The following is a 12,410-nucleotide window of genomic DNA, read 5'->3' on the forward strand; positions in this document are numbered from 1 at the left end:
TTGACAACCTCTTTAATAGAAAAGACCTGACAGAAGGTCAGGCCTACTTCTTATCATCCATGCGTAAAACAGCCATATACGCCTTTGATCGACCTCGTTATTTTATTGTAACACAGTAAATGAGAGAATCGACTGCAAACATTGATACAGCAAGCATTTGTAACAGCTTGATTATCATAGTGTATTTTTCTATATCGAGTCAAACATGATAGGGAAGCGCAGGAATAAAACAAAATCTATCGTTTTAAGCAGTTTGTTCAAATTCGTGAATGAAACTTTTCATTTCGAATAGACATGTTAGAGTTGTTACTTGTTTTTGAGGAGGATTCTTAAATGACTGATCTCTATTCCCGTATTTCTAAAAATGATGCTGCTGTTCTTCTGATTGATCATCAAACCGGCCTTATCTCTGGACTTGTGCGTGATTACGGGGTTGATGAATTCAAGAACAATGTTCTGGCTTTAGCAAAGACCGCGAAATTTTTCAATTTGCCTGTCATTCTTACCACGAGCTTCGAGAGTGGTCCAAACGGTCCATTGATCAGGGAACTCGTCGAACTCTTTCCAGACGCGTCTAAGATTGCTCGTCCAGGACAGATCAATGCGTGGGATAATGAGGATTTTGTAAAAGCGATCCAGGCAACTGGCAAGAAGCAACTTATCATTGCTGGTGTGGTTACCGATGTCTGCGTAAGCTTCCCCGCACTTTCCGCTCTTCATGCAGGATATGAAGCATTTGTCGTCACCGACGCTTCTGGCACTTTCAGCAAACAGGTAGCGGAAGCCTCGTTAATGCGCATGGCACATGCAGGCGCGCAGCTTATGAACTGGTTTAGTGTAGCGTGCGAGCTACAACGGGATTGGCGCAACGACGTCGAAGGTTTTGGTGCTTTACTGGCTGCCCACCTTCCCGGCTATCAAAATGTAATCGAAAGTTATCAAGCGCAGAACGAACTTGTCAAATAGAACCCACTTAGGGGTACCTCCATATTATTGGCGGTACCCCTTGCTATTACTTGCGTCCCTCATCCACCAAAAAGAAAGACGACAGAAGCAAATTTGAAAATTCTACCTGTATCGTCGCATTCTACATCCCAATTCATACCGTTAACCTTTGAGTGACTTAGGTATGACGGTAAAAAAATCCCCCACCATTTTGCCAATGTGGTGGCAGTACGGTGGGGGGAGCTGCTACTTCTTATCATTCATGCGCAATACAGCCATAAATGCTTCTTGTTGACCCAACGCATCATAATGCATCGTATCAAATCGAAGCGTATTCTGTAAACGTTGATGTGACAAGAATTTGTGAAGGCTTCAACATCATAGTGTATTTTTGCATATCGAGTCAATCCGTCATCTATCCACCAGAAACGGTGGCTGTAGGGTGGACAGATATTTTCAGCTATACTATATATATATAGATAGATTAATGAAGGAATAAAAACAACCCGCCCAGAAAAATGAGGCGGGTTGTTTGCTGCTATAATCCCTCTGTTCAGTTTATGCACGCCCGTTCGCCTGCTGCTTTGCACTGTATAGAAAATCGTAAGCCTTACCTAACATTCAGTTTTTAAATGATGCACATTGTAGACGCACTCTTCCTACCGGCCTCGAACAGTCACAAGGACACGGTATAAAAAACCAACAGGTGACTGTTGAGAGTGTATCTTGCCCCCGAACCGCCCGAACCAGCTCCGGTACTCATGGTGTTTCCGCTCTACCCACATCGAAACCATATCGAGCAGTATGCAAGTTGACGAGTTTGGTCAACAGTTCGTCAACAAATCGTCAACTTGCAACGAGCTCCGGCACACTTAACTGGCGCCTTTACTATGTTCACTAGTTAATGTTGTTTCATGACTAATTTGCTCATCTTTTTTTACTACCTCTTCCGTGTTTTTCTTCTGTACTTTTTTTAACTCAAGCACTTGGTCAAAAGCTACTAGATGGGGGCCAATTTCTTTTTCATATTTCCTTTGAGGGGCACGCTTATAGAGTCCCCATCCAATTAGTGTTAGTATCCCTACCATTATCAGAATAGAAAAAGCAATCCTTACTGAGTTGTCCATTATAAGTTTATAAGCTTCATTTATCATCTTATAGTCTTTTGAAACATTAACAGACCATCCAAATGCCAATATAGTAGCAGTAACAAACCAGCCTGCCAGATTACTTACTGTGGTCAACAATCCACTCATTAAAAATGAAATATCGAGTTCAAAATTGGTTTCTTTCTTATATATGTAATGTGCGCGCATAACCCAAAATTCTTCCTGATTTCTGTCGTACATTTCACTGTACTTTGAGATTAACTCTCTAAAGGTTTCTTGGTTTACATTTTTTATTTTCTGATTGGTCACATTATCCCCCTATTGAATGTATCAGTCTTTTTAATTGTAATGTTATAGTAAATATAGATACTTTTAACTATTATAAGTTCTTTCTCATTCTATTGGGTGGCTTGTTTGGTAATTTAATAAGGCGTCTTATTCAAATTTCGACCACTATTAAATGATTATAAAATTCTGATTTTTTCAATTACTTCATGCATTTACTTTTGTAATTCCATCAATAGAATCCACTTGCTATCTTCATCATTTACTAGTTTAATCCGCCCGCCTTGCTGATCACTCCATTCCACTACTACCCACATGCTACAGGTGTTTCCGATCCCGCTTTTTACAGGCCCCACCCTGTTACTGTAATTGCGTAATCCTCTCGAGCGGAATCCCGGATAATATAATGAAAGGATTCCAACTCATCCTGCTCTATATCTGGCACAGAGATCAGTTTCTCATCCTCTTTCATCTGTAGATACAATTCCCGTTGTTCCGGCAATACAAACCTCATTGACAGCGGACTTGTTTGCCATCTACCCGGCTCCTTTCTCTCCCATGCTTCAAGAACGGCCATGGTGTCAGGTTCAGAACGCTGCCCTTCAATGTAATCCTCTTTAGCTAGAACCTCCAACACAGTCATAATCCCTCCACGATTCCGTCCCGTCTTGGATGCACAATTCATCCACAGTTGGAGTCCTGCGCCGACCAGCCGAATAATTGGCGATTACACGCAAGATTTTTCGCTCGATATCAGACAGCCCGCTTCGGTCACCACCAGTTCAACAGCAATGATGTTTTCGATGGCAAAAACCCTTGGCGCTCTCCGGGTTAAACAATAAGCTTTCAGCCGATCCTCTAAAATCTCCAGTGTAAGCAAGAGTTGTTTCGTTGTTTGGCCCTGGCTACCCAGGTAAATGATTTGGATGTTTTTCTGTTATGTTATAGCACGTTGTATCTCCCAAACCACTTCGTTCGCCTCTGAGACCAGAACATTTGTTCCTGTTTTATATAGGAAGTAGCAACGTGCAAATAAAAAAACCTGGCTTGTCGTAAGCCAGGTCTGAATCATACAATTTATTCGAAGAAATGTACCATTGCGAAGTCTTGAGATTGATCATTCTTAGCTCCCAAATCCAGCCGCAATAACTCTAAAACGTATTCTGCAAAGTGGTCTTTATGATTTCCCTCACCTTGCTTTGGATGGTTTAGTACCCGTGAAATACATCCAGTGTACAGGTCTGCCATCTGGATGTATACGTTTTGGAATGAGGGAACCGAGTTAAAGAGGTCAAGGGTTAGCTGATCATCGAATGCCAATCGAAACTGGGAATGCAAATGTTGCTTTAGTTTTGTTTCATATAATGCTTCTTGACCATCTTCTTCATCCTTGAAGAAGTTTACGATTCGCGGCAAAGCAAGACGGCCATTACTTACTTCATGTTCAATGCCTTGATGGACAACTTGGTAATGCAAGTCCATTATTATCTCATCAATCGGTCTTTTTATTTTCGTTTTATCTACAACAACAGCTTTAAAGCCTAGTGCGTCAGAGTTCTTTATCACCTCATCGAAGAACTCCTTATACAAGTCTAATTGATGCTTTTTCATTTCTGTAAAATGAAATTCATCTTTTGCAGAAAGACCTTTCTCGGTTTTCCATTTTGAGAAATGGTCCCTTACTTGTGTTTGCCTTGCCTTATTGATAACCCAAAGACTTCCGACAATAGCAAAATTGCCTGTTTTTCCACTTTCATCACAGTACATTGAAATAAGCGGAATTTCCGGTTTTGTTGCTAATTGAATTTCTTTTTCTGTTTCTTGTCTACTGCGACGAGATACTTGAACTTCTTCGTCAGCTAAGAACATTTTGAATTCGTTTTGGATTTTTGCTCGGGCTCTTGCAATTGATGTGAGCCTCTCAAGCTTATACATATCTTTTGGATCAATTACTGACCCGTTGTATATATCACTCTGGAATACTTCCCAGTACCGAGTTTGTAAAGTGATATCTGAATTCCGAGTTTCCTGGTAATGGTTTAATACGGAAGCAACCCGCGTAAGAAGATGATCCATATTACCTTGTGCCAGTTTCGAAACAAGGTGTTTCCTTTCTTTTTCTCGTTTTTCAAACTTTTTCTTCTCCTGTTCACTTACCTTGTTGTCTTCACTGTGCGCTTCAACTTCTTGTTCAATCGGTTCCGCTAATGTTACATCATTTGGAGTAGATTCTTTGGTCAACTGGCACAGCCTCCAATCTGGTGTAAATACACAGTTTTACATATTATAGCACTATTTTCCTACAAGAAAAGACAAAAACTAATGATTGGGGGCTGTTGACAAAGACTGCTTGATAAATATTTATCTTTCTTTAATCTGGTTATAGAAAACCTACTTCATTATTTCAGGATGCCTGCGGTTTCTCGCAAATCATAAGCTGCGAAATGCGCCGTTCTACACGCGGGTCATCCTCCAAGTGAAGCCCTTGAATGCGTCCAGCCTCGCGGTCAACCTCCGGTGATAGGACAGCTCCTCACCAGATTTGTATGCCTGTAAAGCCTCCGCCCATATCTGGCCAATTTCATACTCAGTCAAATCGGCGAAGACGCTTTTTGTCCGCTTGTCCGGCTCCACGTTAACGGGCCAGAAGCGTCTATTCCCGGTCGGGTCCTTCAAGAAGTTCCAGTTATTTGTCGTTCCGAAAAACACGCACTTTCGCGGGAAATCCGCAATAACACGATCATAGGCAACCCGGTATTTATCGCTGCGCTTGGTAATGAACTGCTTGATCTCGTCTACCTCTGTTTTGTACATTCCGGCCAATTCCCCGAACTCAAACACCCATGCCGACTGTAGATGCTCTCCTGCCTCTTTGGTGTCAAAGGTTTTCAATGAGTCACTGAACCAGCGCAGCGCCAGGATTTGAATGATCGTGCTTTACCGAATCGTTGGGGGCCAACCAAAACCAGCATAAAATCGAATTTGCACCCAGGTTCATACAAGCGCTTAACGGCTGCAATCATCATTTTGCGGGTCACTTCGCGCACATACGGCGTATCAGCAGACCCGAGGTACTCCACAAAAATCCGGTCAAGACGCGATACTCCGTCCCACTTCTACGCCTCCAAATATTCGATAATCGGATGAAAACGGTTGATATGCGCCACCTCCGTAAAAGCATTTTTCAATGTTGTACCTGACTTGATTTCATACGTTTTGCCGAATCAGTGTTCAAGCCTACGGTCATCGGCACCAAGCCATGGCTCATAGTCTTCATATGGCCGTTCCCGTCCTCGCCAGGGTAATGCCTTTCGGATGACCTCCGTATTACCGAAAGCGTAGTATGCCAGCACGCCTTTAAATGGGCCATGGCTCAGGATGATGTCTCCGCTTTCTTGGCCGTTGGCAACAGAAGTCCGGTCTTCTCATGAGTTTTCAGCTTTCCTATCCAATCAGCCTCCGGCTCCTTGTCGTTCTGCCTCTGTTCCAGCAAAATCGTCCGATAGCTCCGCCAAGCCCTCACGTTTCACTTGCGTATCCTGTGTGGCAAATACGGTCATAGCTGTAAAACTCGGAAGCTTACTCACATTGGTTTTTTCACTGGCCTTGTCATCCAGCTTGCCGAACTTGTGTAGCCTTACAAGGTCAAAAGCGTTTATCTCTCGACCACTACACGGGTCACTTTCATGGTGGGCTGGTCGTATATGGCAAAGGTATCTTCGCCATATACGACCAGCCCACTATAACTCTGGAGCCAACAAAGGTAAAGCGAGACAAGCTGTCATCCGCTGGTTCGTATGCGTCTGGCAGAAAGGTTGCTATCGCCTCGCTGATCGAATAGCATCGGCAAAATGCCCCTATAACGCCTTGCTTTGATCGCGGGTCTTCCATCCGCTTTGCCGTCTGTCCCTGTGCCTTATCATCTTCACAGAGTGGTGATCACACCAATCGTCGTATTGAGCCAGCACGGCATCTACATTAACAGGATCGCCCTCGTAAACTTCTAATACTGGTTCAGCATCTATGGAACACGACGGTAGATACATCAAACGGTGGACATCAAATGTCGTCTTGTCGAAGTCTGCTAAGCCAATTTGCTCTGCCAGCTTGCGACTCACGGCAGCGTATTCGTCCGGGCTCATTGCACGATCAAACGGTACTTTGGCTTTTTGGGTCGGTGGCTGTGTGTGGAGTAGACAACATAAGCTAAACCACCAAGCACGAGCTCCATAGTGAACAGAAAGTCCTCGTTGGCATGATCGACGTCCAATGTATCAGGCTGCGAGTGTCGACGTTCTCTTTTTTCCGACGACAGCCCCGGACAAGCCCGCCCACAAAAGCAGGCCCGTCTTTAATCTTGCCACGGTCAATGTTGTGCATCTTGTTGTACTGAGCCATCGTCTCAGACGTCCGGCGCACCTCTCGCAGACGGTCAACGAACTCTACCCACGTCAGGTATTCCGGCTTCCAATTCGTGTCCGCACGATGCTTGCCGAATGATATATCAAGTTCGATGTCGTGCATTGGAGGTTCACCCTTTCTTGCAAATTATTTGAAACTGTTTTATTATTTAACTAGTACAAGGTTGCCACCGGCGTTGGTTCGATTCCAGCACTCTCCTGCCTTGCGGCTCTAATGCAAAGCAACTGGTTCCTCGCAAACTTTTATTCAGGTTTGCTCGGAGCTTCAATTGCAAACATCTTCTCTCTTTTACCAAAGAAAGGAATGGTGCTTATGAGCGCATTGATTACCTTGTTGTCCCTGGTGGCTTGTGGAGAGTTAGTGTAATTGGAAGCACGGGTTAACATAAGAAACTCAGGGGCAACACCAAACGCTATGCCGTCCATTATGGGCGGCTTATTTTTTTGTAACGCAGCAATTCGTCACAATAATGCTGACATTTCACTTCACATCAACTCCTTAATTGAAGATTGAAATATTTTTAAAAAATGAGTAATATTAGGTCGAAAGGAGTTATCCAAATATGTCTTTACAGCCACTTTTTAATCCCGATTGTCAGGTAGTTCTGATTGTCACCAACCAATAATGATTCCCAACTTAGTTCTAACTGTCCACCAGATTGTAACTTACCGAATCCAGAATTCCCGCCATCGAATGAAGTCCCTCATCCCCCAACTCCTGTACCACTGCCCCCAATCAATCCACATCCACCAGCGATACCACCTGTAACCAATCATCCCCAACCACCACATCCTTGGTGATCACTCGATCCTCCCCAAGGTCGAGTTTTCATGTCACCAGAACGGAATATGCCTAAAAGAAAGACGACAGAAGCAGATTTGAAAATTCTGCCTGCGTCGTCGCATTTTATATCCCATTTCATGCCGTTAACCTTCGAGTAACTTATGTATGAAAAAAAATAAATCCCCCACCATTTCGCCCATTGGTGGCTTTTTGGTGGGAGGAGAGCTGCTACTTCTTATCATCCATGCGCAATACAGCCATAAACGCCTCTTGTGGTACCTCTACGGAACCGACAGACTTCATGCGCTTCTTTCCTTCTTTTTGCTTTTCGAGCAACTTGCGCTTACGTGAGATGTCCCCGCCGTAACATTTAGCAAGAACGTTTTTACGCAACGCACTGATCGTTTCACGAGCGACAACCTTTTGTCCGATGGTCGCTTGAATCGGCACCTCGAATTGCTGACGTGGAATCAGTTCTTTCAGCTTTTCGCAGATGACTTTTCCACGAGGATAAGCCGTGTCTTTGTGTACGATAAACGACAGAGCATCCACCACTTCGCTGTTGAGGAGAATATCCATTTTCACCAGCTTGGAAGCCTTGTACCCTGCTAGCTCGTAGTCAAAGGATGCGTAGCCTTTTGTCCCCGACTTCAGCATGTCAAAGAAATCGTAAACGATCTCCGACAAAGGCATGTCGTACTTCAGCTGCACACGGGTCTCACCCATATACTGCATGTCAAGAAACTCACCGCGTTTACCTTGGCACAACTGCATAACATCACCGACGTATTCTTTCGGCACCATGACTGTCGCCGTAACGTAAGGCTCCTCGACCATTTCGATCTTTTGCGCTTCCGGCATTTTGGACGGGTTGTCGATCTCGAATACTTCGCCGTTCGTTTTGGTAATGCGGTAAATAACGCTCGGCGCGGTAGTAATCAAATTAATGTTGAATTCCCGTTCGATCCGCTCCTGGATGATCTCCATGTGCAGAAGTCCCAAGAAACCACAACGGAAACCAAAGCCAAGTGCTTGGGAAGTCTCCGGCTCAAACTGCAAGGACGCATCGTTTAGCTGGAGCTTTTCCAATGCATCGCGCAGATCGTTGTACTCGTTTGTTTCGATTGGGTACAAACCACAGAAAACCATCGGGTTGATCTTGCGGTAACCAGGTAGCGGCTCAGAAGCAGGGCGACTTGCATCTGTAATGGTATCCCCCACACTGGTGTCTCCCACTGTTTTAATGGAAGCAGCTACGTAGCCTACATCTCCAACCGTCAATTCTTCTACTTGCGTTTGGCGTGGAGTAGATGTACCAATTTCGGTTACCTCAAACGACTTGCCAGTCGCCATCATCTTGATCTTCATACCCTTTTTCAAGGTTCCGTTGATGACACGAATGGAGGCAATAACGCCACGATACGCATCAAAATAGGAGTCGAAAATCAAAGCTTGGAGAGGTGCATCCGGGTCTCCCTCTGGAGCAGGTACTTTTTGCACAACGGCTTCCAGTACTTCTTTAATCCCGATACCCGCTTTGGCAGAAGTCAGAACCGCATCGCTGGCATCCAGACCGATCACGTCTTCAACCTCTTGCTTCACGCGCTCAGGCTCTGCACTCGGCAGGTCGATCTTGTTCACAACTGGAATGATCTCCAGGTTGCTGTCCAACGCTAAATACACGTTAGCCAAAGTCTGCGCTTCGATCCCTTGTGCCGCATCCACGACGAGGATAGCCCCTTCACAGGCAGCCAAACTGCGGGATACTTCATACGTAAAGTCGACGTGTCCAGGGGTGTCAATCAGGTGGAGAATGTATTCCTCACCGTCATCTGCTTTATAGTTCAAACGCACGGCATTCAGCTTAATCGTAATCCCGCGCTCTTTTTCCAGCTCCATCGTGTCAAGAAACTGGGCTTCCATCTCACGTGCAGTCAAAGCACCGGTCAGCTCCAAAATGCGGTCTGCCAGCGTCGACTTACCATGGTCAATGTGGGCGATGATGGAAAAATTTCGTATCCTTTTTTGTCTTTCACGACGATCCATGTGTTGTTCGTTCCCTCCCACGCGAATCCATTCAAACGTTCAGATTGCGCCTCGCAAAAAATACACTAACAGTAATTATAACAAACCGATGATATAAAGAGCAACCAAAGAGAATCGGGCATTTGCCTCCTTTTTCTCGTATCCAAACTTTTCCTGTGCTAAAGTGGTAAATAGTATGGGGTGGTTGGAGTTACCATTTGTCAAAACGACGGTGCTTTCAACGAGCTGAATCATTTTCATATGCATGTCATCCCACGATTTCATCATGACGGGTTCGCGTGGAGTGATCCTATGAACACAAAGAAAGAAAGAAACGGAGAATGATCAAAGTGAATAGCGTTGACTCTTGCTTGCATTCCTTAACGATATCGGATATTCCCGGACTCATTGCCTTATCTGATTCCGTAGGCTGGGATTACGACGAATCGGAAATTCGCACAATTCTGTCTATCGGCACCGTATTCGGTCACAAAGATGCGAGTGGCACCCTACTTTCAAGTGCGGCTATCATCCCGTACGATGACAAGCTTATGAGCATCGGTATGGTGATTGTCCATCCCTCGTCGCAAGGCAAAGGATTTGGCCGCCAACTCATGCAGGCGTGCATGACGTCTGTTTCTACCGATACTACGATCATGCTCATTGCAACTCCAGAAGGAGAGCCATTGTACAAAAACCTTGGGTTCCAGACAGTGGATCATATTCGAAAGTTTATAGCTGAACGCTTTGTGCCTGAAGCATCACTGGAAAACGAAGCTAATGATGAGTTTAAAATTGTACCAATGGAGTTGGACGATCTCTCGAGCATGGTTGAATTGGACAAAGCAGCACTAGGAAGCAGACGCTCTCATTTTCTCGAGACACGTATGAGACAAGCTACTACCTGTCTGGTAGCTAAAAATCGCTCCGGCAAGGTTATCGGATATGGCTTCGCCGTTCAAGGCCCGGCCAATCTTATCGCCGGGCCGATCGTCGCAGAAAATGCCAGCATGGCTGAACACATCCTGTACAAGCTGACACAACATCATACCGGACGTGTGCGGATAGACGTACCGGATGAGCAATCAGCGTTTCACACTTATTTGGAGCAAAACGGCTTCACACAGGTTTCTCATCCGCCAGTGATGATCGCGAATGCTGAAAGCCTGCCACGCCGCGCTGGGACGTACTGGGCGATAGGTGCTCAAATATACGGATAGACATGAAAAGCAAAAAACGGACCTTCTTTTAGGCAAAGGTCCGTTTTGTCATTCTTACTTTGTTTTTGATCGATTGTGAACTTGCTCCAGCACTTTAGGTGGAAATAGTTTTTGCAGGCTGCTCTGGTAGTTGCTGCCACCCTCGGGCATTTCGAAGTCAGTTACCCGATAATCATTTCCATTGTAGACGATTTGAAAGGCCATCGGTGCACTGAGCGCAGAAGAATTGCTACCCGTTATTTTCACCCATGCGTATACGGTTCGCTTCGCAGCATCTGGCGCTTCCACACCGAGGAGCTCGACGTTAATCTCGCGATGTTTTCCCAGCCATCCCAGCTTGACGCTTTCCGTCTCCAAATACTGCTGAATGATAGGCCCAACCAGTTGACGGTTCGCAGGTGCTATCCCTTTTTTTACCTCGACAAAAACTTGTCCGAGATGTTTGCCTCCCGATCTTACTTCCAGCTTCCATTTTCCCGGTTCAGGTAACACGATCCCTGATGGAAAATGACCATCTGCATCGTATAACGGGTCCATAACCTCGTAACTGCCTAATGACAGACGGGTCCCATCGGTGTTGTAAGCAGTGATCTCTACTTTTTGTGCATAGTCCCCATTCAACAGCCATATCACGCGCTGCGTCTGCCCTTCGTAGAAACCGTCCTGATCTGTCATGATGCGGACAGGCTTTTCTCCCAAATAAGAAAAGGACTGATTGTCGTAAGTGGAAGACAAAGAAGGCGATAACTTCCACAAATCCGCTTCGACGATTTGGCCCCCTGGCAACAAGGAGGGTACTTGTGTCTCTTGTTGTGAAGGTCTCTCCTCATGCTGTGCAGATTGTCTCTCCTCCTGAATAGGGAGCCCGAACCACAATAGCAAGCCCATCGTCAGCACAACGCCCGGCAAGGCTAGCTTCTTCCAGCCAGTCATCCACCCAGTTCTGTGCCTCACCCTCTGCCGCACTCGCTCTTCCATCGATGCAGTGAACTGTACCTCACGAAAAATGGTCTGATCTGCCCGTTCCTTTAAGTCCGTGAGCCATCGGCTTTCGTCCATTCCCAGTCCCTCCCCTCTCCCATACTCTGCCGTAGCTGCTGTCTGGCCCTATGCAACCGGGTTCTGACTGTTCCTTCCGTTACCCCAAGCACATCCGCCACCTCTCCGATGGATAAATCCGCATAGTAATGAAGGACAATCACTTGACGATAGAGCGAAGGAAGCTGCAACACTTCTGTTACGAGCTGGTCCCTCTCGGCTTGATCGAGCACAAGACTTTCTGTAGAAAGCTCCCCATCCTGTCTAATCCACGAGCGGGGAAGGATATGGCGAAACGACCAAGAACGCAAATAACCTTTGCACTCATTAACCGCGATTCGATACAACCACGTGTGCACACTGCTCTCCTGCCGAAAGCGGGGAAGATGCCGATACACCTTAACGAATACATCTTGGGTAATATCCTCTGCCAAGCTACGATCTTTGACCAGAAAAGTGACGAATCGAAGCACGCGGGTCCCATATTCCCTCATGATTTGTTCAAACGCAGCATCTGTCGTTGGCTGCAATTTTTCCAAGGGCGCGACCTCCTTCACTCGTCTTAATACTGGTTAGATGCAGC

Annotated in this window: 10 protein-coding genes and 1 pseudogene; 2 read left to right on the forward strand and 9 right to left on the reverse strand. The window is 45.6% G+C overall.

The window, feature by feature from the left end:
• The first annotated feature begins 333 nt into the window (after positions 1 to 333).
• Positions 334 to 966, forward strand: coding sequence for an isochorismate family cysteine hydrolase YcaC (ycaC, locus tag PMI05_RS24445; RefSeq protein WP_007727682.1), 633 nt, complete (start codon positions 334 to 336; stop codon positions 964 to 966).
• Between the two features lie 851 nt (positions 967 to 1,817).
• Here the strand turns inward: ycaC and PMI05_RS24450 are convergent.
• From PMI05_RS24450 to PMI05_RS30805, 7 genes and pseudogenes are all read right to left on the reverse strand, one after another.
• Entirely contained in the window at positions 1,818 to 2,363 is a 546-nt protein-coding gene (locus PMI05_RS24450) for a hypothetical protein (RefSeq protein ID WP_007727684.1), read from the reverse strand.
• A gap of 319 nt (positions 2,364 to 2,682) precedes the next feature.
• Positions 2,683 to 2,982, reverse strand: a complete 300-nt coding sequence (locus PMI05_RS31455) for a YolD-like family protein (RefSeq protein WP_238543351.1) — start codon at positions 2,980 to 2,982, stop codon at positions 2,683 to 2,685.
• A 434-nt stretch (positions 2,983 to 3,416) separates the two neighbouring features.
• Positions 3,417 to 4,580, reverse strand: a complete 1,164-nt coding sequence (locus tag PMI05_RS29660; RefSeq protein WP_007727688.1) for a DUF3800 domain-containing protein — start codon at positions 4,578 to 4,580, stop codon at positions 3,417 to 3,419.
• Between the two features lie 213 nt (positions 4,581 to 4,793).
• A pseudogene (locus tag PMI05_RS31460) lies at positions 4,794 to 5,419 on the reverse strand (virulence-associated E family protein).
• A 372-nt stretch (positions 5,420 to 5,791) separates the two neighbouring features.
• On the reverse strand, positions 5,792 to 5,926 hold the full coding sequence (locus PMI05_RS31690; RefSeq protein ID WP_255344522.1) for a hypothetical protein: 135 nt from the start codon (positions 5,924 to 5,926) through the stop codon (positions 5,792 to 5,794).
• 1,846 nt (positions 5,927 to 7,772) lie between these two features.
• The gene (gene lepA / locus PMI05_RS24470; RefSeq protein WP_007727695.1) at positions 7,773 to 9,590 is read right to left on the reverse strand and encodes a translation elongation factor 4; all 1,818 of its coding nucleotides are present in this window, start codon (positions 9,588 to 9,590) and stop codon (positions 7,773 to 7,775) included.
• A 75-nt stretch (positions 9,591 to 9,665) separates the two neighbouring features.
• On the reverse strand, positions 9,666 to 9,830 hold the full coding sequence (locus PMI05_RS30805) for a hypothetical protein (protein WP_157230963.1): 165 nt from the start codon (positions 9,828 to 9,830) through the stop codon (positions 9,666 to 9,668).
• A gap of 80 nt (positions 9,831 to 9,910) precedes the next feature.
• Here PMI05_RS30805 and PMI05_RS24475 point away from each other — a divergent pair, with 80 nt between their 5' ends.
• A complete protein-coding gene (locus tag PMI05_RS24475) occupies positions 9,911 to 10,789 on the forward strand; it encodes a GNAT family N-acetyltransferase (RefSeq protein ID WP_039961299.1) in 879 nt (292 codons plus the stop codon).
• Between the two features lie 54 nt (positions 10,790 to 10,843).
• Here the strand turns inward: PMI05_RS24475 and PMI05_RS24480 are convergent, their stop codons facing one another.
• Together PMI05_RS24480 and PMI05_RS24485 are read right to left on the reverse strand one after the other, a co-directional pair.
• Entirely contained in the window at positions 10,844 to 11,848 is a 1,005-nt protein-coding gene (locus PMI05_RS24480; RefSeq protein WP_007727697.1) for a hypothetical protein, read from the reverse strand.
• The gene (locus tag PMI05_RS24485; RefSeq protein ID WP_007727700.1) at positions 11,818 to 12,366 is read right to left on the reverse strand and encodes a sigma-70 family RNA polymerase sigma factor; all 549 of its coding nucleotides are present in this window, start codon (positions 12,364 to 12,366) and stop codon (positions 11,818 to 11,820) included. Before PMI05_RS24485 ends, PMI05_RS24480 begins: the two co-directional genes overlap by 31 nt.
• Between the last annotated feature and the right edge of the window lie 44 nt (positions 12,367 to 12,410).

The sequence above is a fragment of the Brevibacillus sp. BC25 genome, assembly GCF_000282075.1.
In the GTDB taxonomy this organism is placed as follows: Bacteria; Bacillota; Bacilli; order Brevibacillales; family Brevibacillaceae; genus Brevibacillus.

Excerpts from the sequence above, each read along its gene's own strand:
- ycaC (WP_007727682.1), top strand. The coding sequence starts at position 334 with ATGACTGATCTCTATTCCCGTATTTCTAAAAATGATGCTGCTGTTCTT.
- PMI05_RS24480 (WP_007727697.1), bottom strand. The coding sequence starts at position 11,848 with ATGGACGAAAGCCGATGGCTCACGGACTTAAAGGAACGGGCAGATCAG.
- PMI05_RS30805 (WP_157230963.1), bottom strand. The coding sequence starts at position 9,830 with ATGAAAATGATTCAGCTCGTTGAAAGCACCGTCGTTTTGACAAATGGT.
- PMI05_RS31455 (WP_238543351.1), bottom strand. The coding sequence starts at position 2,982 with ATGACTGTGTTGGAGGTTCTAGCTAAAGAGGATTACATTGAAGGGCAG.
- lepA (WP_007727695.1), bottom strand. The coding sequence starts at position 9,590 with ATGGATCGTCGTGAAAGACAAAAAAGGATACGAAATTTTTCCATCATC.
- PMI05_RS24475 (WP_039961299.1), top strand. The coding sequence starts at position 9,911 with ATGATCAAAGTGAATAGCGTTGACTCTTGCTTGCATTCCTTAACGATA.